At 71.1% G+C, this 22,795-nt stretch carries 21 protein-coding genes and 4 tRNA genes; 15 read left to right on the forward strand and 10 right to left on the reverse strand.

The window, feature by feature from the left end; genetic code table 11:
* Window positions 1–20: 20 nt before the first annotated feature.
* The gene (locus ACH35V_RS24895; RefSeq protein ID WP_395975410.1) at window positions 21–947 is read left to right on the forward strand and encodes an LLM class F420-dependent oxidoreductase; all 927 of its coding nucleotides are present in this window, start codon (window positions 21–23) and stop codon (window positions 945–947) included.
* A 71-nt stretch (window positions 948–1,018) separates the two neighbouring features.
* Here the strand turns inward: ACH35V_RS24895 and ACH35V_RS24900 are convergent, their stop codons facing one another.
* The gene (locus ACH35V_RS24900; RefSeq protein ID WP_395975412.1) at window positions 1,019–2,737 is read right to left on the reverse strand and encodes an MFS transporter; all 1,719 of its coding nucleotides are present in this window, start codon (window positions 2,735–2,737) and stop codon (window positions 1,019–1,021) included.
* A gap of 172 nt (window positions 2,738–2,909) precedes the next feature.
* On the opposite strand from ACH35V_RS24900, the gene ACH35V_RS24905 reads away from it, so the two are divergent.
* Window positions 2,910–3,656 (forward strand): TetR/AcrR family transcriptional regulator C-terminal domain-containing protein, encoded by a 747-nt coding sequence (locus ACH35V_RS24905; RefSeq protein ID WP_395975414.1) that lies wholly within the window; start codon window positions 2,910–2,912, stop codon window positions 3,654–3,656.
* Between the two features lie 14 nt (window positions 3,657–3,670).
* Here ACH35V_RS24905 and ACH35V_RS24910 read toward each other — a convergent pair whose 3' ends face one another.
* Window positions 3,671–4,513: a TIGR02452 family protein gene (locus ACH35V_RS24910; protein WP_395975416.1), complete on the reverse strand. Its 843-nt coding sequence runs from the start codon at window positions 4,511–4,513 to the stop codon at window positions 3,671–3,673.
* A gap of 107 nt (window positions 4,514–4,620) precedes the next feature.
* Here ACH35V_RS24910 and ACH35V_RS24915 point away from each other — a divergent pair, with 107 nt between their 5' ends.
* Together ACH35V_RS24915 and ACH35V_RS24920 are read left to right on the forward strand one after the other, a co-directional pair.
* On the forward strand, window positions 4,621–6,054 hold the full coding sequence (locus ACH35V_RS24915) for a 3' terminal RNA ribose 2'-O-methyltransferase Hen1 (protein ID WP_395975418.1): 1,434 nt from the start codon (window positions 4,621–4,623) through the stop codon (window positions 6,052–6,054).
* Window positions 6,051–8,606, forward strand: coding sequence for a polynucleotide kinase-phosphatase (locus tag ACH35V_RS24920; protein ID WP_395975420.1), 2,556 nt, complete (start codon window positions 6,051–6,053; stop codon window positions 8,604–8,606). Before ACH35V_RS24915 ends, ACH35V_RS24920 begins: the two co-directional genes overlap by 4 nt.
* 102 nt (window positions 8,607–8,708) lie before the next feature.
* Here the strand turns inward: ACH35V_RS24920 and ACH35V_RS24925 are convergent, their stop codons facing one another.
* The 4 genes from ACH35V_RS24925 to ACH35V_RS24940 form a co-directional block, all read right to left on the reverse strand.
* A complete protein-coding gene (locus ACH35V_RS24925) occupies window positions 8,709–8,978 on the reverse strand; it encodes a zf-TFIIB domain-containing protein (RefSeq protein WP_395975422.1) in 270 nt (89 codons plus the stop codon).
* Between the two features lie 67 nt (window positions 8,979–9,045).
* Window positions 9,046–9,978, reverse strand: coding sequence for a phosphotransferase family protein (locus ACH35V_RS24930; protein WP_395975424.1), 933 nt, complete (start codon window positions 9,976–9,978; stop codon window positions 9,046–9,048).
* Between the two features lie 91 nt (window positions 9,979–10,069).
* Window positions 10,070–11,776 carry an AMP-binding protein gene (locus tag ACH35V_RS24935; RefSeq protein ID WP_395975426.1) on the reverse strand — a complete coding sequence of 569 codons (1,707 nt, stop codon included), beginning with the start codon at window positions 11,774–11,776 and terminating at the stop codon, window positions 10,070–10,072.
* A gap of 101 nt (window positions 11,777–11,877) precedes the next feature.
* Window positions 11,878–12,471 carry an NADPH-dependent FMN reductase gene (locus tag ACH35V_RS24940; RefSeq protein ID WP_395975428.1) on the reverse strand — a complete coding sequence of 198 codons (594 nt, stop codon included), beginning with the start codon at window positions 12,469–12,471 and terminating at the stop codon, window positions 11,878–11,880.
* Between the two features lie 124 nt (window positions 12,472–12,595).
* Here ACH35V_RS24940 and ACH35V_RS24945 point away from each other — a divergent pair, with 124 nt between their 5' ends.
* From ACH35V_RS24945 to ACH35V_RS24995, 11 genes are all read left to right on the forward strand, one after another.
* Complete coding sequence (locus ACH35V_RS24945) at window positions 12,596–13,459, forward strand: helix-turn-helix domain-containing protein (protein ID WP_395975430.1); 864 nt, start codon at window positions 12,596–12,598, stop codon at window positions 13,457–13,459.
* Between the two features lie 231 nt (window positions 13,460–13,690).
* Window positions 13,691–14,539: a hypothetical protein gene (locus ACH35V_RS24950; RefSeq protein WP_395975432.1), complete on the forward strand. Its 849-nt coding sequence runs from the start codon at window positions 13,691–13,693 to the stop codon at window positions 14,537–14,539.
* Between the two features lie 214 nt (window positions 14,540–14,753).
* Window positions 14,754–14,897 carry a hypothetical protein gene (locus ACH35V_RS24955; RefSeq protein ID WP_395975434.1) on the forward strand — a complete coding sequence of 48 codons (144 nt, stop codon included), beginning with the start codon at window positions 14,754–14,756 and terminating at the stop codon, window positions 14,895–14,897.
* 182 nt (window positions 14,898–15,079) lie between these two features.
* Window positions 15,080–15,166 (forward strand) — tRNA-Ser (locus ACH35V_RS24960).
* Window position 15,167: 1 nt separating this feature from the next.
* Window positions 15,168–15,240, forward strand: a tRNA-Met gene (locus ACH35V_RS24965).
* Between the two features lie 11 nt (window positions 15,241–15,251).
* Window positions 15,252–15,325: transfer RNA gene (locus ACH35V_RS24970), tRNA-Arg, on the forward strand.
* A gap of 2 nt (window positions 15,326–15,327) precedes the next feature.
* Window positions 15,328–15,399 (forward strand) — tRNA-His (locus tag ACH35V_RS24975).
* Window positions 15,400–15,473: 74 nt separating this feature from the next.
* Complete coding sequence (locus ACH35V_RS24980; protein WP_395975436.1) at window positions 15,474–17,309, forward strand: glycoside hydrolase family 3 protein; 1,836 nt, start codon at window positions 15,474–15,476, stop codon at window positions 17,307–17,309.
* 124 nt (window positions 17,310–17,433) lie between these two features.
* Window positions 17,434–18,675, forward strand: coding sequence for an ROK family protein (locus tag ACH35V_RS24985; protein WP_395975438.1), 1,242 nt, complete (start codon window positions 17,434–17,436; stop codon window positions 18,673–18,675).
* A gap of 213 nt (window positions 18,676–18,888) precedes the next feature.
* The gene (locus ACH35V_RS24990) at window positions 18,889–19,191 is read left to right on the forward strand and encodes a hypothetical protein (protein WP_395975440.1); all 303 of its coding nucleotides are present in this window, start codon (window positions 18,889–18,891) and stop codon (window positions 19,189–19,191) included.
* Window positions 19,188–19,475: a hypothetical protein gene (locus tag ACH35V_RS24995; RefSeq protein ID WP_395975441.1), complete on the forward strand. Its 288-nt coding sequence runs from the start codon at window positions 19,188–19,190 to the stop codon at window positions 19,473–19,475. The genes ACH35V_RS24990 and ACH35V_RS24995 overlap by 4 nt, the downstream gene beginning before the upstream one ends.
* A gap of 15 nt (window positions 19,476–19,490) precedes the next feature.
* On the opposite strand, the gene ACH35V_RS25000 is transcribed toward ACH35V_RS24995, so the two are convergent.
* From ACH35V_RS25000 to sigK, 4 genes are all read right to left on the reverse strand, one after another.
* The gene (locus tag ACH35V_RS25000; RefSeq protein WP_395975443.1) at window positions 19,491–20,600 is read right to left on the reverse strand and encodes an AAA family ATPase; all 1,110 of its coding nucleotides are present in this window, start codon (window positions 20,598–20,600) and stop codon (window positions 19,491–19,493) included.
* Window positions 20,597–21,262, reverse strand: a complete 666-nt coding sequence (gene pnuC, locus ACH35V_RS25005; protein ID WP_395975445.1) for a nicotinamide riboside transporter PnuC — start codon at window positions 21,260–21,262, stop codon at window positions 20,597–20,599. The genes ACH35V_RS25000 and pnuC overlap by 4 nt, the downstream gene beginning before the upstream one ends.
* Window positions 21,263–21,345: 83 nt before the next feature.
* Window positions 21,346–22,179: an anti-sigma factor domain-containing protein gene (locus ACH35V_RS25010; protein WP_395975447.1), complete on the reverse strand. Its 834-nt coding sequence runs from the start codon at window positions 22,177–22,179 to the stop codon at window positions 21,346–21,348.
* Window positions 22,176–22,763: an ECF RNA polymerase sigma factor SigK gene (gene sigK, locus ACH35V_RS25015; RefSeq protein WP_395975449.1), complete on the reverse strand. Its 588-nt coding sequence runs from the start codon at window positions 22,761–22,763 to the stop codon at window positions 22,176–22,178. Before sigK ends, ACH35V_RS25010 begins: the two co-directional genes overlap by 4 nt.
* Window positions 22,764–22,795 lie beyond the last annotated feature (32 nt).

Raw genomic sequence — 22,795 nt, forward strand, 5'->3', positions numbered from 1 at the left:
GCGGGTTGCAGGATGGGGTCATGCGACTTCGGATCTTCACCGAGCCCCAGCAAGGGGCGAGCTACGAGACACAACTGGCCGTCGCGAAGGCCGCGGAGGACCTCGGGTTCGACGCGTACTTCCGCTCGGACCACTACGTCAAGATGGGGGACGTGACGGGCGAGCCGGGCCCGACCGACTCGTGGATCACCCTGGGCGCGCTGGCCAGGGAGACCAGCCGGATCAGGCTCGGCACGCTGGTGACGGCCGCGACGTTCCGGCACCCAGGCCCGCTGGCGATCTCCGTCGCGCAGGTCGACCAGATGAGCGGGGGACGCGTCGACTTCGGTCTCGGGACGGGCTGGTTCGAGGAGGAGCACGCCGCGTACGGGATCCCGTTCCCGGGCCTGGGGGAGCGGTTCGCCCGCCTTGAGGAGCAGTTGGAGATCCTGACCGGGCTCTGGGGGACGCCGGGCGGCGAGACCTACTCGTTCAGCGGCGAGCACTACACGCTGGCGGACTCGCCCGCGCTGCCGAAGCCCGCCCAGCCGGGCGGCCCGCCGGTCATCGTCGGCGGGACCGGGGCGAAGCGGACGCCGCGGCTCGCCGTCCGCTACGCCGACGAGTACAACGTCCCGTTCAACCAGCCGGAGGACACGGGCGCCGCGTTCGACCGGGTCCGCGCGGCCTGCGCCGAGGCGGGACGGACGAAGCCGCTCGTCTACTCGGCCGCGCAGGTCGTCTGCTGCGGCCGGGACGAGGCGGAGGTGCGGCGCCGCGCCGACGCCATCGGACGCCAGGTGCCCGAGCTGCGGACGAACGGCCTGACCGGCACGCCGGGCGAGCTCGTCGACAAGATCGGCCGGTTCGGGGAGCTGGGCGCCGAGCGCGTCTACCTGCAGGTCCTGGACCTGGGGGATCTGGAGCACCTGGAGCTGCTGGCCTCGGAGGTCATGGCAAAGCTCTGACCGCGCGGAGCCGCGGCGGGACACGTCCCGCCGCGGGCTCTTCGCATCCGGTCGCATCCGGTCGCGTCCGGTCAGGCGGGTTCCTCCTCTGGACGGGCGTGCAGCGGCAGCAGGAAGGTCGCCAGGAAGGTGAGGCCGAGGAGCCCGACCTCGACCCACAGCGTGATCTTCATGGCGTCGCTGAAGCCGGTCTTGGCGGCGTGCTCGCCCGCGTCCGCGACCGCCTTCCGGACGGCTGGCGCCGACTGCGGAGCGGCGGCGATCGCGGCCCCGACGTCGTCCTGGAGCCGGTGGCAGGAGGCCGGGACGGCGGCGGCGTCCCCTTGGACGGCGGGGGCGGTGGCGCGGTCGCGGCCGCAGTCGCGCAGAGCGTCCGCGATCCGGTCCTGCTGGGCGGCGGGGACGGACGCGGCGGCGAGGTCCCGGTGCAGCCCGGCCGCGCCGCCGTCCGCCGCGCTCGTCACCTGCCCGCCGAGCAGGCCGAAGAAGATCGTCCCTAGGACGGCCGCGCCGAGCGCCGCGCCGAGCTGCTGGACGGCGGTGAGCGTGCCGCCCGCGGAGCCGGTCTCCTCCGGCTCGACGCCCGCGAGCGCGGTGTCGAAGAACGGCCCCATCAGCAGTCCCATGCCGAGCCCGGTCACGGTCAGCGCGGGGACGAGCTGCCACGGCGTGACGTCGATTCCGGCGTGCTGCAGCGTGCCGTAGAACCCGGCGATCCCGGCGGCCATGATGAGGGCGCCCGCGTGGATCACCCTGCGTCCGAAGCGCTGGACGGCCTGCACGAGGCCGAACCCGAGGACGGTGCCGACCGACCACGGGATCTGCGAGAGCCCGGCCTTGAGCGGCGAGAAGCCGAGCCCCATCTGGAAGAACAGCGACAGCACCAGGCCGAGGCCCGCCATGCCGGAGAAGAACACCAGGCCGACGATCAGGCCGCCGGTGAAGCCGCGCTTGCGGAACAGGCTCGGGACGATCAGCGGGTCGCCGCCCGAGCGCTGCTTGCGGGCCTCGTACCAGGCGAACACGCCCCAGACGGCGAGCGAGGCGGCCATCATCAGGAACGTCCAGGCGGGCCAGTCGTGCTCGCGGCCCTGGACGAGCGGGTAGATCAGCAGCCCGGCGGCGAGGGACGCGAGCGCCGCGCCCGCCAGGTCGAGCCGGGACGCGTGCTCGGAGCGCCCGGCGGGCAGGAACCTGAGCCCGGCCAGGACGGCGGCGGCGCCCACCGGCAGGTTGATCAGGAAGATCATCCGCCAGCCGGTGCCGAACAGGTCGGCGTCGATCAGCCATCCGGCCAGCACCGGGCCGCCGACCGAGGACAGGCCCATGACCGGCCCGAACAGGCTGAACGCGACGGCGATCTCCTTCGGCGCGAACATCTGCTTGATCAGCCCGATGCCCTGCGGCAGCATCAGCGCGCCGAACAGGCCCTGCGTGACGCGGGCGCCGACGAGCATCCCGGGCGAGACGGCGATGCCGCAGAGCAGCGAGGCGACCGTGAACCCGGCGGCGCCGATCAGGAACATCCGCCTGCGCCCGTACAGGTCGCCGAGGCGTCCGCCGGTGATGAGGCCGATCGCCATCGCCAGCGTGTAGCCGGCGGCGAGCCACTGGACGGTGGCGGCCGAGCCGCCGAGCTCGGCGCGGATGGTGGGCGCCGCGATGTTGGTGATCAGCGCGTCCAGCATGTCCATGATCTCGCCGGCGAGGATCACGAAGAGGGCGGCCCAGCGCCAGCGGTACGCGGCCTCCGCCGCGTGTTTCGTGGTGGACGACAACGTCTCGGCCATGACTTCTCCAGGGAACAGTGTTCGTTGGTTACGAACGCTGTTCTAAACTAGGAACAGCGTTCGCGTCAAGTACGCTGTTCGTGGCGGTACCGGACATCTTCTCTCTTGCATGGAGAAGATATATCGCGTCTCGCCAAAGTCAAGATGTATCGCGAATTTGGGAGGTCCCGCCGTGGCCGACGAGCGCCCGGACATGCCGACACCGCCCGGACGCAAGCCCCGCAAGCCCCGCAAGGCAGCCCCCGCCCGGCAGCCGCTCACCCAGGACGTGATCGTCGACACGGCGATCCGCGTCCTGGACGCCGAGGGCCTGGAGGCGGCGACCATGCGCCGCGTCGCCCAGGAGCTGGGCACCGGCGCGGCCTCGCTCTACGCCCACGTCTCGGGCAAGGAGGAGCTCCGCGAGTTGATGCTCGACCGCGTCGCCGGCGAGGTCAGGCTGCCCGTGCCCGACCCCGCGCGGTGGCAGGAGCAGCTGAAGGACCTGGCCGTGGAGATCCGCCGCGTGTTCACCTCGCACCGCGACGTCGCCCAGGTGTCGATGGGCCTGATCCCCACCGGCCCCAACCTGCTCGCGATCGCCGAGGCGCAGCTCGCGCTCATGCGGGCGGGCGGCGTCCCCCCGAGGATCGCCGCGCTCGCGGTCGACACCCTCGGCATGTTCGTGGACGCCGACGCCATCGAGGGCACGCTGTACGCGGCCAAGCTCAGCGGCGGCGCGGAGGCGATGGAGAAGTTCCACGGCTACCTGGGCGAGATCCGCGACTTCTTCAAGGCGCTGCCCGCCGACCGCTACCCGAACGTCGCCGCGATGGCGGACGCGCTGACCAGCGAGAGCGGCGAGGCGCGCTTCGAGTTCGGCCTCGACATCCTGGTCCGGGGCATCGCGTCCTACGTCGACGCGCCTGAGCCGTCCTGAACCGCGGGCGGCGCTTAGGCGAAGACGTTCTGGAACGCGGCGTGCCTGGGGCCGCCCACGGCGGTGTCCCAGACCGCGAAGACGACGTGCTCGAAACGGTCCGCGAACTCTTGGCCCGGGCGCAGCAGCTCGGCGAAGACCTCGGCCACCTCTTGCGGATCGTTGCGGAAGACGCCGCAGCCCCAGGCGCCGAGGACCAGGCGCCGGTGCCCGTTGGCCAGTGCCACGGCGAGGAGCTTGCGGGCGCGTAGCCGGAGCACGTCGCGGATCCGGTCCGCCTTGGCGGCGTCGCGGATGGCGCCTCGGTTAGGGGCCGGGGACGTCAGGAACGCGACTTCGTACGGGTCGTCCAGCAGCGTTCCCGCGTCGTTCCGGAACACCGGCACGTCCGGTGAGTAGATCATGTGGTCGCTGTAGAGCAGGTCGCCCTGCGCACGGTGGAAGTCGTAGAACTCCCTTGCCGAACGCAGTGACGTGTACAGGCCGGACGAGCGGGCCAGGCCCTCCTCCTGGGCGTGCGCTCCGTTCAGGAACCCTCCGCCGGGGTTCTTCGCAGAGGCGAAATTCAGCGCGAACGGCACGATTTCCTCGCCGCACAGACGGCGGGCGGCGGCGAGGGTGGTCTCGTCAGTGACCTCGATGCGCGTCTGGGCGCCCGGTTCCGCGGCGGGTTCGGTGGCGGGCAGGCGCTGCAGTAGCTCGTCCAGTTCGTCCGGACGGTACAGAACGGTGCCTCGGACCGCGCGGGCCAGGCCGTCGCCGATCGGGACCGTGCGGCCGGAAGGCGCGACGTAGTGGCCGCGTTCGAGGATTCTCACGGTCTCCTGCGCCGTCTCCCGGCGGGGATGTCTGCTCATAACGCTCCGGATTCTCGCGGCGCCGGAAACGTGACCGCAATCCCTTTTCCGCTGTCCAGCCGGAAAACGAGGTGGTTCGTACGGGCTGGTCCGCCAGACTTGTCGGCGTGCTTCTGACGATCACGACGACCCTGAGCCAGGCGACCGACCTGGGATTCCTCCTGCACAAGCATCCTGGAAGGGTGCAGGCGTTCGAGCAGTCCTTCGGCACGGCGCACGTCTTCTACCCCGACGCGGACGAGTCGCGCTGCACGGCGGCGCTGCTGCTGGACGTCGACCCGGTCAAGCTCGTGCGCACGCGTGGCAGGGGCACACCGGACTTCTCCCTGGGCCAGTACGTCAACGACCGTCCGTACGCGGCTTCGTCCCTGCTGGCGTCCGCGATGGCGAACGTGTTCCGCACCGCCATGCGAGGACGCTGCGATCTGCGTCCCGAACTGGCGGAGACGCCGATTCCGCTTGAAGTCGTCCTGCCGGCGCTTCCGTGCCGTGGCGGCCCTGCGCAGGCGGAGCGGTTCTTCGCGCCACTGGGCTGGGACGTGTCGGCCGTTCCGGTCCCGCTCGACCCGGAATTCGGCGAGTGGGGCGACTCCCGGTACGTGACGCTCACGCTGACCGGGACGCTACGGCTCGCCGACGCGCTCAACCAGCTCTACGTGCTGCTGCCCGTACTGGACGACGCCAAGCACTACTGGATGGCGCCGGACGAGGTGGACAAGCTCATCCGCGCCGGGGAGGGCTGGCTGGCCACGCACCCCGACCGCGGAACCATCACGCGCCGCTATCTGGCCAACCGGCGCGGTCTCGTCCGGACGGCACTGGGCCGTCTCGCCGACGCCGAGGACGCGACCGAGGAGGCGCTCGACCCCGCGCAGGTGGAGGAGGAACCGCCCGCAGCCGAGGAAGGCGAAGACCAGACGCCGCCGGACGCGCAGCCCGTTTCCCTTGCGGAACGCCGTCTCCAGTCGGTCGTGCAAGCGCTGCGCGACGAAAACGCCAGGCGCGTCATCGACCTTGGCTGCGGCTCCGGGAAACTGCTCTCGCGCCTAGCCAAGGACGATTTCTTCAGCGAGATCTCCGGGACGGACGTGTCGCACCGCGCTCTCAGCCACGCCTGGCGGCGCCTCCGCTGGGACCAGCAGCCCCGCCGCGCGAACGACCGCGTCAAAGACGTCTTCCAAGGCGCGCTCACCTACGCCGACGAACGATTCCGCGATTATGAGGCGGCCGTGCTCATGGAGGTCATCGAGCACATCGACCCGCCGCGCCTCAGCGCCGTGGAACGGGTCGTGTTCGGGCACGCCCAGCCGCGCGTCGTGGTGGTGACGACGCCGAACTCCGAGCACAACGTCCGCTACGAGGGCCTGGCGCCGGACGCGATGCGCCATCCCGACCACCGCTTCGAATGGACGCGCGCCGAGTTCCGTGAGTGGGCCGGCAGGGTCGCCGCCGTCCACGGCTACCGCGTCCGGCACGTTCCCGTGGGCGACGACGATCCCGAGGTCGGCGCGCCGACGCAGATGGGGGTGTTCACCCGATGACCGAGATCAGGGTGCCGGAGATGGGCCTCGTCGTGCTGGTCGGCGTGACCGGTTCGGGCAAGTCGTACTTCGCGCGCAAGCATTTCAAGCCGACGCAGGTGATTTCGTCCGACTACTGCCGCGGTGTCGTGTCGGACGACGAGAACGACCAGTCCGCGACCGGCGACGCGTTCGACCTGCTGCACTACATCGTCGCCAAGCGGCTGCGGCGCGGCCTGCTGACCGTGGTCGACGCCACCAACGTGCAGAGCGCGGCGCGGCAGTCGCTGCTGAAGATCGCCAAGGACCACGACGTGATGTCGGTCGCGATCGTGCTGGACGTCCCTGAGAGCGTCGCTGCCGAGCGGAACGCCGTCCGGCCGGACCGGCGCCTGCCTCCGCATGTCATCCCGCGCCAGCGGCGCGAACTGAGGCGCGGGATGCGGTCGCTGGCGCGCGAGTTCCGCCGCGTCCACGTGCTGACCGGCGTCGAGGAGGTCGACGCGGCGACCGTCGCGTACGAGAAGGCGTGGAACGACAGGCGGGAGCTGACCGGGCCGTTCGACGTCGTCGGCGACGTGCACGGCTGCCGCGCCGAGCTGGAGGACCTCCTCGCCGTCCTCGGTTACGAGATCGACCGGGACGCACAGGGGCTCGCCGTCGGCGCGACTCATCCCGGCGGGCGCACGGCCGTCTTCGTCGGCGACCTCGTCGACCGCGGACCGGATTCGCCCGGCGTGCTGCGCCTGGTGATGGGCATGGTGGCCGCCGGTGACGCGCTCTGCGTCTCGGGCAACCACGAGGCGAAACTCGTCCGTGCCCTACGCGGACGCAAGGTACGCGTAGCGCATGGGCTCGCCGAGTCGCTGGAACAGCTTTCCGCAGTACCGGACGAATTCCGCGACGAAGCACTGCGTTTCATGGACGGCCTCATCGCCCACTACGTCCTGGACGACGGCCGCCTGGTCGTGGCCCACGCCGGGCTGAAGGAGGAGTACCACGGGCGTGCGTCCGGCCGTGTCCGGTCGTTCGCGCTCTATGGCGACACCACCGGCGAGACCGACGAGTACGGCCTGCCCGTGCGTTACCCATGGGCGCGCGACTACCGGGGCAAGGCCACGGTCGTGTACGGGCACACGCCCGTCCCCGAAGCGGAATGGGTCAACAACACGATCTGCCTCGACACCGGCGTGGTGTTCGGCGGGAAATTGACTGCGCTGCGCTACCCCGAGCGTGAGCTGGTCTCCGTCCCGGCCCGGCGGGTCTGGTACGAGCCCACACGCCCCCTGGACGCGCCGTCCGGCGCTGGTGCGGGCGGCCACCGGGAGGACGAGGTCCTGAAAATCGAGGACGTGCTCGGTGCGCAAGGCGTCGAGACCCGCCTGATGGGCCGCGTCGCCGTCCGGGAGGAGAACGCGCTGGCCGCGCTGGAGGTGATGAGCCGGTTCGCGGTGGATCCGCGCTGGCTCGTCTACCTGCCGCCCACCATGGCCCCTGCCGAGACGTCGCCGCTGCCCGGATACCTGGAACACCCCGCAGAGGCACTCGCCGCCTACAGGGACAAGGGAATCGACAGAGTTGTCTGCGAAGAGAAGCACATGGGCTCGCGGGCCATCGTCGTCGTCTGCCGCGACGCGTCGATCGCCGCAGACCGCTTCGGCGTGACCGACGGGACGACCGGCGCCGTGTACACCCGCACTGGACGTTCCTTCTTTCGCGACCCGTCGCGCACGACCGAAGTACTGAACCGGCTGCGTTCCGCGATAGGCGCCGCAGGGCTCTGGGACGAACTCGACACGGGATGGCTCGTCATCGACAGCGAACTGCTGCCGTGGTCGGCCAAAGCCATGGACCTCATCCGCACGCAGTACGCCGCGACGGGTGCGGCCGCACGCGCTGCCTTGCCGATGGCGTCCGACCTCCTCGCGCGCGCAGAGGGACGTGGCCTAGACGTCGGCGGCCTCCGGGAACGCTTCGACCGCCGTGCCGCCAACGCGTCGCGCTTCCGTGACGCCTACGCGCGCTACTGCTGGACGGTCGACGGGCTCACCGGACTACGTCTCGCGCCGTTCCAGATCCTCGCCGGAGAAGGCCGCTCCTGGGCCGTCGCACGCGACCACGACTGGCACATGTCCATGGCCGGACGGCTCGCAGAGTATGACCCGAGCGGTTTCGTCCAGCGGACGGGTTCGGTGACCGTCGACCTGCACTCGCCGGAGTCGGAGGCCGCCGTCACCGAATGGTGGGAGAAGCTCACCGCCGCAGGCGGCGAAGGGATGGTCGTCAAGCCGCTGGGACCGTTCCCGGAGGACAGGCGGGTCCAGCCGGGCGTCAAATGCCGGGGCCCCGAATATCTGCGCATCATCTACGGCCCCGACTACAGCGAGCCGGAGAACCTCGACCGGCTGCGCGGCAGGTCGCTCGGCCGCAAGCGCTCGCTGGCGATGCGAGAGCACGCACTCGGCGTCGAGGCGCTCGACAGGCTCACCGGGGGCGAACCGCTGTGGCGCGTCCACCAAGCGGTTTTCGCCGTCCTGGCGTTGGAATCCGAGCCCGTCGACCCGCGCCTGTAGAGGCGCTCGGCTGAAGAGCGGGTAAATGCGCGGCCCGCCCCTAGGCGTCCCTAGGTGGCGGGCCGTGCCAAACCGTCGCCTGATCGGCTCGCGCGGAGCCGCTCAGGTGGTGAAGAGCATGTGAAAGACGCTCCCGCCGTGGGGGCGGTGGTGGCGCGCACCGTGGTGGTGATGGTGCACGGACGCCGCAGGGGTTCCCCAGCCGGGCGCCGCGGCGGGCGGAGGCGCCGCCCGGTACTGCGACTCCATCTGCGCCAGGGCCTCGAGTTCGCCGTAGTCGAGGAAGATGCCCCGACAGCTGTCACATTGCTCGATGTGGACTCCGCTGCGGGTATAGGTCCGCATCACGCCACGACACTTAGGGCAGTGCATCGCCTTGTCTTCCTTCCAGTATGGATCCCCAGGTAGAGGCTAAATGTAGGGCAGGTTTCGCGCCACGTCATGCCGCGTCCCCCGCCGCCGATATTCTGCCGCAGGCGTCGACCATCGCCTGCTCCGGCCCGTCGAGCGGCCGGTCCTCCCTTTCCGCGGATATGACGCACGTGGCGGCGATCTGGATCGCAAGACTTCGCGCGGGCACGTCCAGGGCCGTCCAGGGGTCGCCCTCCGCCGGGACGGCCGGGCCGCCCGCCTCCTGGTACGCGCCCAGGAAGCGGCCCCACTCAGACGGGTGCAGAACTCCCGCCGAATAGAGCGCGGCCGGACGCGCGAGGTCCCAGGCGGGGTCGCCTCTGCCGAGGTCTTCGATGTCGATGAGCCGCCACCGTCCGTCCTGTGCGCGGACCATCTGGCCCAGGTGCCAGTCCCCGTGGATGAGGCGCTCCGCCGTTTCAGGAGGCCCGTCGCCGTCGCCGCGTATCCAGGCGGGGAGAGTGGCGAACGCACGCCGTACTTCGTCCTGGGCAGGGCCGTGCCCCAGTTCCGAGACCCGCCGTGCCACGCGCGCAGGACGTCCCCAAGACGGCGCCTCTGCATGAACCGTCGTGGAATGGAGGGCCGCCAGAAGGCGCGCACCCTCCTCCCAGGGCAGGTTCTGCTGCGGATCCACCGGCTCGCCGTAGGGGTAGACCGTGACCGTCCGTCCGTCGACATCGAGCGGCGGGCCCAGCGGAGCGACCAGAACATCCGGAACGGTCGCCGCCAGCCTTATCCGTTCGAGGAATGGAGCCCCATGCTCACGGTCGGCCTGGTGCGCCTTCACCGCCAGATCACCGACGCGCACCACCAGCACCCCGTGCCGGTCGTACAGCGTTACCGGCTCCGCCTCTACGGAAGGCGCAGACGTGCCGTCGACCACCAAGTCACGCCCGATCGCGTGTCCGATCTCAATAAGCCTGGCGAACAACCCCGGCTGGACGGTCTCGGTGTGCACTCGCACAGTCAACCACCCGGCACGGGACGTTCTCGCCCACGCGCCTGAGTTGGCCACCAATTCGCAGCCGATGCAGGCGCTATGTAGCGCGCTATGCGGGCGAGTTGACGATCTCGTCCCGAAGCCGCCGCCGGACGACCTTCCCGAGGACGTTGCGCGGCAGTTCCGTCCGCGGACGGAACTCCGCGGGCACTTTGTAGTGCGAAAGGTAGCGTTCGCAGTGCCGCCGCAGTTCGTCCGCCGAGAAAAGGTAGGCGGGGTGCTCCACCACGTGCGCGATGATGCGTTCCCCGCGCCGGGCGTCCGGCACGCCCACCACCGCGCAGTCGTGCACCGCCGGATGGCGGCGCAGAACTCTCTCCACCTCCGTCGGGAAGACGCTGAAACCGCTGACCTTGATCATGTCGCGCTGGCGTTCCAGGATCGTGAAGAAGCCGTCCTCGTCCATCACCGCGATGTCGCCAGTGCGGAGCCACCCCTTCGACAGGGCCTGCGCGGTGGCGAGCGGCGCGTTCCAGTAGCCGGCGAACACCTGCGGCCCGCGGACGACCAGTTCGCCAGGCTCGCCCGGCGGCAGAACCCTCGTCGGCTCGTCCTGGTTGACGATGACGGCTTCGGTCAGGGGGAGCGGCAGTCCGACGCTCAGGTTCCGTGCCCCGCCGCCCAGCGGATTGGCAGTGACGGCCGGGGACGCCTCCGTCAGCCCATAACAGTTGATCAGCCCTTTGGCGCCTACCCGTTCGAGCCGGTCGATGGTGCCCTGCGTGAGGCCCATCGCCCCGGAAATGAAGACGCGCAGCGAATTCAGATCGGACGGCAGGAATCGCGGGCTGTCGAGCAACTGCTCGTACAGCGTCGGCACCCCGGGGAAGATGGTCGGACGGTACTTGCGGATCGCGCCGAGCACGCGGTCGGCGTCGAAACGCGGGAGCAGCACCACGGCCCCGGCCGTCATCACCGGAGCGACGAGGCAGCTCATCAACCCGAACGAGTGGAACTGCGGCAGGACCGCCAGCGTCACGTCCTCGCCCGGACGGCTCTCACGGTCCCACGCGTGCTGCTGGCAGGCGTTCGCGACGAGATTCCGGTGCGTGAGCATCGCGCCCTTGGGGCGCCCTTCTGTCCCGCCCGTGTACTGAATGGCCGCGAGCTGCCGCGACGGCTCGATTTCCAATTGCCGCACGATTCCCCGCGGCTCCCGCTGCATTTCCCTGAAGTGGACGACACCGGGATCGTCCGGCACGTCCGCGGTGATGGCCGCCCGCTGGCGGCGCGCCTTCGCCAGCGGCAGCCGCAGCCCGATCCGCTGGGCCGCCGGGAGGAAGTCGGCCAGCGACGTCACGATGATGTGCTCGAGCTGGAGCTCGGCGCGGACCGCGCGCACCGTCGCGTAGGAACGATCCAGCACGACGGCGGCGCGGGCGCCGGAGTCCGCGAGCTGGTGGAGCATCTCCTCCTCGGTGTACAGCGGGTTGTGCTGCACCGCGATCGCGCCGCGGCGCAGCACCCCGTAGAACGCGATGACCTGCTGCGGGCAGTTCGGCAGGATCAGCGCCACCCGGTCGCCGGGCTGGACGCCGAGCCGGTGGAGGCCGTCGGCGAACCGGTCCACGGCCGCGCGCAGTTCCCGGTAGGTGATCCGGCGGCCGAAGAAGATGAGCGCGGGCCGGCGCGGATACCGCTCCGCGGCATCGTCGAGAAGCCGCGTGACGGGAATGTCTGGAATGTTTAATTCGTCGGGAACGCCTGATTGATACCGCTGACGCCACGGGGAAGATCGTTGTGACGAGTGCCACATGGGACGAGATTCAATCATCTCGGAGGCGTCCCCGTCCCCTCGCTTCACGATCTTCACCCGCATGCCGCCCGCCGGACGCGTTCGGCTCCCCGCCCGAGACGCTAGGCCGCCGTGTACGGCATTTCGCAGCGCGCGTCATGGAGGACGGACGCCCACCAGCCCAGTTGGTCCAGGAGCGTCTTCGCGGCGGAGTCGGGGCCGTCCGCGTCGAGGAGGCTCCCGTCCGCGCCGATGAGCTCCCAGTGCTGGTCGAAGCTGATCTGGTCGCGGACCAGCACGGAATGCGTCTCGGTGAACACCTGCCGGAGGTGCTCGACCGCCCGCAGCCCGCCGCCCCTCCCGCCGTACGAGACGAATCCGACGGGTTTGGCGTGCCACTCGGACTGGTGCCAGTCGATGAGGTGCTTGATGGACGCCGGATAGCTGTGGTTGTACTCGGGCGTCACGACGACGAACGCGTCCGCGCCGTCCAGCCTCCGGGCTAGGTCCGCCATAGCGGGCGTACGGCCGTCGCCCGCCTCGAACTGCTCCGGACCGGCCGGGAGGGCCGCAGGCAGGTCCACGTCGGCGAGGTCTATGACGTCCACGTCGAACGACCCGTGCCCCCGCGCGCGCTCTGCGAACCAGTTCGCGAAATGGGGTCCGTACCGGCCCTCCCTGACGCTGGCGACGATGACGACGAGTTTGAGTGCCATTCGTGTGCTCCTTCGTGGTCGGTGCTTCCACGCTGGCCGGGCGCGCGTCCACGAGGGAGGCCGGGGTTAGACAGGCACTGACAGGGCCACGATCCGGGTGCGCGGCGCTTGGTACGTTGCGGATGTGAGCGACAACCAGCTAGGCGGTTTCCTGCGCGCGTGCCGCGAGGCCGTCACGCCCGCGCAGGTCGGGCTGCCCGAAGGGGGACGCCGCCGGACGCCGGGCCTGCGCCGCTCCGAGCTCGCCACGCTCGCCGGCCTCAGCGTCGAGTACCTGGCGCGGCTCGAGCAGGGCCGCGACCGCCACCCGTCGCCGGCCGTCCTCGGCGCCCTCGCCGACGCCCTCCGGATGGCCCCGGACGAACGCGTCCATCTGCGCGTCCTGTCCAAGTCCGACGACGGGGAGTGCTGCCCGAGGGCGCCCGCTGACTCGGTGCGCCCGACCGTCCGGATGCTGCTCGAACGCCTCGAACCGACCCCCGCCGCCGTCGTCAACATGCTCGGCGACGTGCTCGCCCGGACGGACGGCTACGCACACCTGGCCGCCCCGGTCGGACTCCTAGACGGTGCCCCGCCGAACCTAGTCCGCTACGTCTTCACTGACCCGCGGGCCAAATCCGTCTACCCCGACTGGGATCGCGTAGCCGACGAACGCGTGGCCGCCCTGCGAGCAGCGTTCCCGGCAGGCAACCCGCATCTAGCCCGGCTCGCCGACGAGCTGACCGTCACCGCGGGCGCGCCGTTCAGCGACCGCGCCAAGGCCCCGCCGCGGCTGCCGCGCCGCTCCGGCGTCGAACGGTTCGTCCACCCCGGCGTGGGCGAGCTGCGGCTGGCGTACGAGACCCTCGACCTGCCGGTCGGTGACGACCAGGTCCTCGTCACCTACCTGCCGGCGGACGACGCCACGTCCGAAGCCCTGGCCCGCCTGCGTCCCGGCACACTCCGCGCGGTGTCCGGCCTGGGCAACACGGGCCTCCGCATAGGCTGACCCACGCGGCGTGCGATTGTCAGATACGTCCCGTACCGCGGCAGACGTTGCACTTCTCGCCGCTGGCGGTGCTCGTGCCGGTCCCGTTGCAGCCGGGGCAGGCGCGCGTCGCCGGCTTGTTGTGCTTGCCCACGTCCACCACCCCCGGCTTTCATCTTAGGGGCTGGACCCGCGGCCGGGACGCGTCCGCGGGGTGAAGGCAGGGCGGAAAGGGCTCCGGGGAGGCCAGGCATGATCGACGCGGCGGACGCGGCCGCCACGCGGGTCCGGCGGATCGCGGACGGCGCGGCGCCGCGGCTCAGGCTCGCCGCCGGCTTCTACACCGGCGACCGGATCCGCTACGGCCGCGCGGAACTGAGCTTCCTCCGCTGGGAGATCGCCCGCGGCGTGCTGAACCCGCCTGCCGCCGACCCGCCGGGCAGCCCGTGGTGGCGCGCCGTCAACGACCGCCTCCTGCGCGACAAGACCGAAGCCCTGCTGCTGGCCGACGGACACCCCGGCGAGCCGTCCGCGCGCAGCGTCCGGCTGTGGGGCGAGTTCGTCAGCAGGCCGTCGCCCGCCGCCTGGTACCGCGCACACAACGCCAGCATCGTCACCGGCTACCTGCGCAACACCACGCTCGCGCTGCCGGAACTCCCCTCCGAACGCTTCATGATGAACGTCGCGCTCGTCCGCGTCCTGTACGCGCACGCGCTGGTCGCGCGCCCCCGCCTCGCCCTCGGCCCCTTCGCGCCCCTCGGCCGCCTCCTCGGCGACCCCCGCGGCGGGACGGTCGGCTTCTTCCTCGACCTCCGCCGCGCCTTCCCCGAGCTCTACCCGCTGCGCGGCCTGCGCGTCGAGGACCTCATCGCCGCCGAGGGCCGGCTCCCGCGCGCCCTCGACTACGGCATCATCGTCCCGCGCCTCGTCCCCCTGTACGAGTTCGCGGCCGGATCACTCGGCCTGCCGGGCATCGAGGACCTGATCAGCGACGGCACCCCCTGCTACGCCCTACCGGCCCGCCATTCAGACTGGCACGGCACCAGCGCCCGCCGCCTATCAACCCGCCTAGCCGCCTACGCGATAAGACTCCGCGCCTGACACCCACCCCCCACCCCGAATCAGAGCCTCAACACTTCCTTAACGCGGGCATAAGGACGGGGCCAGGTGGGGGTTGGGGTGCGAGGTTCGTGGCGTGGCACTGCGAATGGGTAGGAGCAGCGGTTCGTTCGCTCCCGGGTCGGCGGGGGAGCGGACGGGCCCCGCGGTGGTCGCCCGGGCCTTCCAGGCGTTGCCGTCCGCGCATCGTGAGATCTTGGCCGAGACTGTCTTCAGGGACCGGTCGGTCAACGAGGCCGCGGCCTCGCTGGGGGTGCCGGTGGACGTGGTCAAGCTCCGCGTCTACCACGCGCTCCGCGCACTGAACTCCGCATTGGACGCGCCCGGAGTCAGCCGATAAATGGCTTGCCGGGACGGGAACCGTCCCGGCATCATGGGCGTCGTAGGGGAACGAGACCGGAAGGGGAGGGGCCATGCGTCGCCGAATGCATAGCAGTCTTTTCGGTCTCGGGAGTCGTTCGAGGACGTGAATCGTACGTTCTGACGCCGCCCGTGTATCGCGGGCGGTTTTTTTCTTTTCCCGGAGGGTTGGCCGAGCGGGAAGGCAGCGGTTTGCTACGCCGTCGTCAGGGTCATCCCCCTGCGCGAGTTCGAATCTCGCACCCTCCGCACCGGGTGGGGACGCTGGTGTGTCCAGCGGTTTCATAAGCCGCGGCAGGCAGGTTCGATTCCTGCACCCGGTACGCGATATCGAGTCTCCGTGGCGCAGTTGGAGAGCGCGCCGGGTTGCGGACCCGGAGGTCGCAGGTTCGAGTCCTGCCGGAGATGCGGCTTCCGTGGTGTAGTGGTCTGCACGCCAGGTTGTGGTCCTGGAGGTGTCGGTTCGATCCCGATCGGGGGCCCTGTGGGGATTTGGCGATGAGAAATTGCCGAGACGGTGTGGTTGCATTGGAGTAATGCTGGAAAAGCTTTCCGCATGCTCAACTCCTCCATGAAGTCGCGCCTGCTTGTGTCCGGCATGGTGTGCGCGCTCGTCGCCTGCGGCGGTCCCGTCGGGGCGGAGCCTGCGCCCGCGCCCTATCTCGACCCGCGGTCGTCCGTCGAGGACCGGGTGGACGACCTCCTGGGCCGGATGAGCCTGGACGACAAGCTCGGCCAGATGACGCAGCCCGAACGCAGATTCGTCACGCCGGAGGAGATCACCCGGTACGGGATCGGGTCGGTGCTGTCGAGCGGCGGGTCGGCGCCCAGCCCGAACACGGCGGCGAAATGGGCGGACATGTACGACGGGCTGCAGCGGGCCGCGCTCGCCGGGCGGCTGCGCGTCCCGATCATGTACGGGGTGGACGCGGTGCACGGCCACAACACGGTCGTGGGCGCGACGATCTTCCCGCACAACATCGGGCTCGGGGCGTCCCGCGACCCGGGTCTCGTCCGCGAGATCGGCGCCGCGACCGCGGCGGAAATGGCGGGGACGGGCGTCGACTGGAACTTCGCGCCTTGTGTTTGCGTCGTTCGCAACGATCGGTGGGGGCGGACGTACGAGTCGTTCGGCGAGGTGCCCGAGTTGCCGTCGATGATGACGACGATGGTCGAAGGGCTGCAGGGGGAAGAACTGGGCGGGCCCGCGTCGGTGCTGGCGACGGCCAAGCATTTCGTGGGGGACGGGGGAACGGCGGGCGGCGACGACCGGGGTGATGCCCGGATCTCGGAGAAGGAACTGCGAGCTGTCCATCTGCCGCCATTCCAGGCGGCGGTGGAGCGGGGCGTCGGGTCGGTGATGATCTCGTACAGCTCGTGGAACGGTGTGAAGATGCACCGGAACCGGTATCTGATCAATGATGTGCTGAAGGGCGAGCTGGGTTTCACCGGGTTCGTCGTATCTGATTACAAGGGCATCGATGAGATCGACGGCCGGGCCGGATTCACCCGGGAAGAGGTCGCCGCCGCGATCAATGCCGGGATCGACATGGTGATGGTGCCGACGGAATGGCGCCGGTTCATCGAGTACCTGCGGGAGATGGTCAAGGGCGGAAACGTTCCGATGTCCCGTATCGATGACGCGAACCGCCGGATCCTCACGAAGAAATTCGAGCTGGGGCTCTTCGAGCGTCCCCTGGCGGACCGGTCGTACCTGAAGACGGTCGGCGGCGCGGCGCATCGCGAGCTGGCGCGGCGGGCCGTGGCCGGGTCGCAGGTGCTGCTGAAGAACGACGGTGACGTGCTCCCGCTGGACGACGACGACAAGATCTTCGTTGCCGGCGGCAGCGCGGACGACGTCGGCATGCAGTCCGGCGGGTGGACGATCACCTGGCAGGGCGGGCCGGGGCCGATCACGCCGGGCACGACGATCCTGGACGGCATCCGCAAGGCCGCGGACCCGTCCGCCACCGTCGCCTACAGCAAGGACGGCTCGGGCATCGACCGGTCCTACGACGCCGCGATCGCCGTGGTGGGGGAGAAGCCGTACGCCGAGTACCACGGTGACAGGACGGGCGATCTCGGCCTTGGCGGCGAGGACCTCAAGACCATCGACCGGCTGCGCGCCGCGGGCGTCCCGGTGATCGTGGTGCTGGTGTCGGGCCGTCCGATGGACATCGCCGCACAGCTCCCCGGGTGGGACGCGCTCGTCGCGGCATGGCTCCCCGGCACGGAGGGCGCGGGCGTGGCCGACGTCCTGTACGGGGAGGCCGAGCCCACCGGACGGCTTCCGGTCACGTGGATGCGTGACAGCGCCCAGCAGCCCGTCAACCGGGGCGACGGCAAGAAGCCTTTGTTTCCGTTCGGCTTCGGTCTCGGTTACGACGACTGATACGTCCGAAATGTGCCTCTGACCTCGGTATTCTTGGATGCGTCCGGATACGGCCGCGCCATTTTGTACGTATCTGCCCCAAGTGAATGCCGTTCGTCCGCCCATCGCCGCCAAGGGGTGCCCCGTGACGCGACCCTCCCTGCACGGGGGCGACCCCTCGGTGCTCCGCCGCCTCAACTCCGCCGCGACCCTGCGGGCGCTGCGGGACGGCGGCGAGTCCACGCTGACGGAGCTGGCCCGACGGGTCGGGCTGTCCAGGCCCACCACCGAAGGCGTGCTGGCCGAGCTGATCGGCCGGGGGCTCGCCGCCGAGAGCGCACCGCGTCCGGGCTCGGGGCTCGGACGTCCCGCCCGCCGCTACCGCTTCCGCGCCGACGCCGGGCACGCGCTCGGCATCGACATCGACGCGCACCGGGTGGGGCTGATCGTCGCCGACCTCGCCGGCGACGTCGTCGGCGGGCACCGCGCCGGGCTCGACGTGCAGGGGCCGCCTGGCGAGCGGCTCGCGGCGGTCCGGGCGGCGGTGAAGAAGTGCCTCGCGGTCGCGGCCGTCGACCGCCGGTCGGTGCTGGCCGTCGCCGCCGGGACGCCGGGCGTCGTCGCGCCGGACGGGACCGTCACGTCCTGCACGGCCGTGCCCGGCTGGGAGGGCCTGCGCCTGGCCCGCGAGCTGGGCCGATCGTTCTCCTGCCCCGTCCTCGTCGAGAACGACGCCAACCTCGCCGCGGTGGCCGAACGGTGGCGCGGCGCCGCCCGCGACGCCGACGACGTCGTCTGCGTCCACGCGGGCCTGCACACCGGCATGGGCGCGCTCATCGGCGGACGCCTGCACCGCGGCCGGTGGGGCGCGGCCGGCGAGGTCGGCATGCTGCCGGAGCTGGGCCTGCGCGACACCACCGCCGCACTCATCACCGGGACGGACGCCGGCCCGGCGGCGGCCGCCGCGGCGCTGGCCGCCTTCGCGTCGGCGGACGTCGATCCGCCGGGCTCCGCCTCGCGGGGCGCGGGGGTCGATCACGCCGACCGAGTCCTGGACGCCGCCGGATGGGGCGCGGCGGAGGCGAAGGAGGTCGTGGAGCGGCTCGCGGCCCGGATGGCGCGCGGCGTCGCGGCGATGGCGCTCGCCCTCGACCCCGAGATGATCGTGGTCGGCGGGCCGCTGGTCAGGGCCGGCGACCTGCTGGTCTCCGAGCTGCGCCGGCGGATCGCGCCGCTGTGCCTGAGCCCCGTCCGGATCGAGGCGTCAGAGCTGGCGGACGAGGCGGTGGGCCTCGGCGCGGTCCGGCTCGCCCTCGACCGGATCGACGAGGACCTCTTCCGCCTCGACCCCCGCCCGCCCGTCCCGTCCACCCCGTCCGACGTCTGACGGCGGCGGCGATGGTTAATGGCTGCTTTTCGGGGTTTGGCCCATCCACGAATACTAAACCTGCGCCTATTCGTACTAAGCGCTTTTGTATCTCTTAACGCTCAAAGGGGGTAATGCTCGCGCTTATCGAAATGATCCGCCGTCCTGTCGGTGGGGCGCTGTAGTGTCTCCGTGTACGGGTGAGCGGGGACCGACGAGAGACACGGGAGCGACATGAGCGCACAGCCGGTAGAGCCCCTCCTGCCAGGTCAGGTCCAGCGGGTCCCGCGGACGATCAAGGGCATCAGCGACTGGCTGACGGAGGAGAAGCGCGTCAGGTTCCTCGAGCAGGTCATGGCCGCCAAGGAGGAGGACGACTACAACCAGGTCATGGACAACTGGTGGGCCGAGGCGCACCTCGACCAGGACCCCTACCGCGAGGAGCGCCGGCGCTGGGCGATGACCGCGGACAGGAGCGAACTGGTTTCGTTGGACGAGCTCAAGCGCCGGTGGTTCCCGGAAGAAAACGGGACGTGACGGCAGGCAGGCTCGGTTGGACGGTCTTCTGCGTAAGGGAGGCGTCCGACGTCATCGAGTCCATGCCGGCCTCGCTGAAGAACGACATGATCAAGTTCTTCTGCGACTTCGCGTTCGCGGGGGGAACGGCGATCAGTGCGGGGGACCCTCCGCCGGGCGATTCCCTGGACGATTCCGGTGTCGCCTACACCATGGCGGTCGAGGGCGCCTCGGTGTTCTTCGACTACGTGGTGCTCGCCGACATCCAGGAGTTCCGCATCACGAGAATGGTGTGGCTGGGATAAGAGAGCGGCCAAGGGCTAGGGGGTCAGCGGGGTGCTGAAGGTCCAGCTCTTGGCCAGCAGGTCCTCGGTCGCCGCGACGGCCGCGGCCAGACGATTCTCGTGCGGGCCCGTGACGGTGATGTGCGGCAGGGCCCGTTCTTCCAGTTCTTCCTCGAAGCGTCCCGACATCCATGACCTGATCGACGCGCCGTCGCGCCAGCCGTCCTGCTCGAACGGGACGCCCTCCGGGTCGGTCAGGATCCACAGCTGGTGCGGGGTGCGCTCATGGACGGCCTCCACCTCGGGCGCCGGCGAGCCGAGATAGCGCTCGTGCCAGATCGCGGTGGCGAACGCGTCGGTGTCGCAGACCAGCAGCGGTGAACCCGACCGGGCGGCGGCGTCCTCCAGGGCGGCGTGGTGCTCGGCGATCCGGGTGAAGTCGGCGGACTCCCAGGCCAGGTCGTCCAGCCACAGCGAAGGGTCGCCCGCGGCGCGGCGCGCGGCGGCCAGCTTCTCCTCGGTGAAGGTGCGGCCGTACTCCGGCACCCATCGCGTCGCCGCCCACGCCCCGCCCCGGTCCGCGTAGTGCGCGGCGAGGGCGCGGGCCAGCGTCGTCGTCCCGGTCGACTCCGCGCCGACGACCACGACGCGCCGCGCCAGATGACCCCGGACGGCCGGTGCGAGAAACTCCCAGTTCCCCACGGGATCGTCGCGGACGGCGGTGCTGCTCACCGGGAAGCGCTCGCGTGACGGATCGACCGGGACGTGGACGGCGGAGAAACGCCTCGCCAGCTCGGGCCCGTACGCCTCCGAGCTGAACACCGCGTCCACCGGCGGCACGGACACGCCGAGCCCCGACGCCGTCGCCACGCCCGCCCGGAACGCCGCGACATGCGCCGACCAGATCTCGTCCGACCCGTAGTCGATCTCGACGTCGTCCACGACCGGGATGATCTCCACGTGCGGCTGCGGGTGCGTCTCGCGCAGCCAGGCCGTCCGCAGCGGGAGCGGGATGCTCTCGACGCTGGACGCGGCGACGACCACGCTCACCCGGTCGCACGCCGCCGCCGCGACGTCGATCAGATGGTGGTGGCCTGCGTGCGGCGGGTAGAACTTGCCGATCACGAGCCCGTGCGCGTGCGTCACGCGGCGACCGGGGCCGGGCCGGGGCCGGGGCCGGGGACGGCGCGGGCACGGAAGTCGCGGCGCCAGGCGAGCAGCCCGAAGACGCACAGCGTCAGGAAGATGACGTACAGCGCGCTCGTCAGCTTCAGATCCTTGTAGAAGTACAGCGGGATGTAGACGAGGTCCGCGGTGATCCAGAGCCACCACGACTCCAGCAGCTTCCGCGACTGCCCGTAGATCGCCATGAGCGAGATCGCGGTGGTGAGGGCGTCCCAGAACGGCACGGTCGAGTCCGTCCAGGCGGACAGGGCCCAGGTCAGGACGGCGGTGCCGGTCGCGCCCGCCGTGATGAGCGCCGCCCATTCGGTTCCCCGGGTGCACCGGACGGGGAGCCGGTCGCGGCCGTCCCCGCCGTACAGCCACACCCACCACCCGTACGCCTGGAGCGCGATGTAGACGACCTGCAGCCCCGAGTCGGCGTAGAGGCCGCCGTCCAGGAAGACGAGGCCGAGCAGGATCACGTTCGCGATTCCGATCGGCCAGTTCAGGATGTTCTGCCGGACGACGAGGAACACGTTGACCGCGCCGGTCGCGAAGCCGAGCAGCTCCGCCCACGTCGTGGGGACGGAACCGAGGTGGAAGGCGGGTTCGAGCAGCGGGCCCAGCGGGACGTTCACCGACATGCCCGCCATCGTCACATATCGTCAGAGCGACGACAAGGGGTTGGACGCCACTGATCAGCGCCACCACGGGTCACAACGGGGGGTCAGGTCGTGCTGAGCAGGACGAGCGGGTCCGTGGTCGGGCGTGTGGAGCCGCCCGCCGGCTCGACCGTGACGCCCACCTTGTCCGACGGACGCCACGCCCCCGCCACGACCGGCCGGGTCCGGTCGCCGGGGAGCAGGCCCGCCGAGCGGGCGCCGTCCGCGTCGATCAGCCACAGCTGGTACGCCCGCGAGGACGGCAGCGCCCGCAACCCCGAGGACGCGACGACGACCCGGCCGCGGGAGGCGGACGCGACGATCGTCACCGTCCCGCCGCCCCTGGCCCGGCCGGTCGCCGAACGCGCGTCCGGCGCGGACAGGACGGACGCCACATCCCGGGAGGCGTCCTCGGCCTGCTCCACGCGCTGCCGTTCCCGGACCACCCCGGCGACGGACACGGCCGTCACCAGGCACGCGGCGGCCGCGAGCCCGGCGACGACGGCACGCCGCCGCCGCTTCGGCCGCTTCGGCCGTATCGGCTCGACGCGCGCCTGCGCATGGGACGGTGTGCCGGGCGGCTGGGGCGGCGTGGCCTGTATCTGGGTGGGTGCGTCCGGTGGCAGGCCCGGCAGGCCCGGCAGGCCCGGCAGGCTCGGCGTGATGGGCGGGAGCTGGCGGACGTGCCGGATGTCCGCCAGCACCCGGGCGCGCAGGTGCGGCGGCGGCGCCTCGGCGACCGCCGTGCCGAGCCGCGCCGTCGTCGCCCGGAACTCGCGGAGCTCGGCCGCGCAGGGCTCGCACGCGGCGAGATGCGACTCGAACAGGCGCCGCTCCTCGGCGTCGTCGATCGCGTCCAGCGCGTACGCGCCGGCGAGGGCGTGCACGTCGTCCGTCATCGCTCCACCCCCAGGCAGTCGCGCAGGCGGATGATGCCGTCGCGCATCCGGGTCCGCACCGTGTTCAGCGGCGCCCCGATCTGTTCGGCGACTTCACGATACGTATGCCCGCCGTAGTAGGCGAGCGTCACCGTCTCGCGTTGCAGCCGCGTCAGCGTCCCGAGGCAGCGGCGCACCCGCTCGTGCTCCATCCGCGTCTCGACCCGCTCGCCCACCGGATCGTGGGCGGCGCCCGGCCCGTACCGCGCGGCCCGCGCCTCCCGCTCGCCGGCGGACTGCTCGCGCCGCACCCGGTCCACGGCCCGGCGGTGCGCGATCGTCATGATCCAGGCCATCGCGGAGCCGCGCCCGGGGTCGTAGCGGGTCGCGGACCGCCACACCTCGATCATCACCTCCTGCGTCACCTCCTCGGCCATCGCCGGATCGCGGACGATCCGCCGCGCGAGGCCGTGCACGGGCGCCGACACCACGTCGTACAGCAGCTCGAACGCGCGCTCGTCGCCGCGCGCCGTCCGGCCGAGGAGCGCGTCGGCGTCATGACCGGGCACCGTGCCGTTCTCCGGAGGTCTCGTCCCTGTCGGCATGCCGCGCTCCTCTCGCTGGACCGTCCCTCCGG

The sequence above is a fragment of the Actinomadura sp. 1N219 genome (assembly GCF_044326405.1).
GTDB lineage: Bacteria > Actinomycetota > Actinomycetes > Streptosporangiales > Streptosporangiaceae > Spirillospora.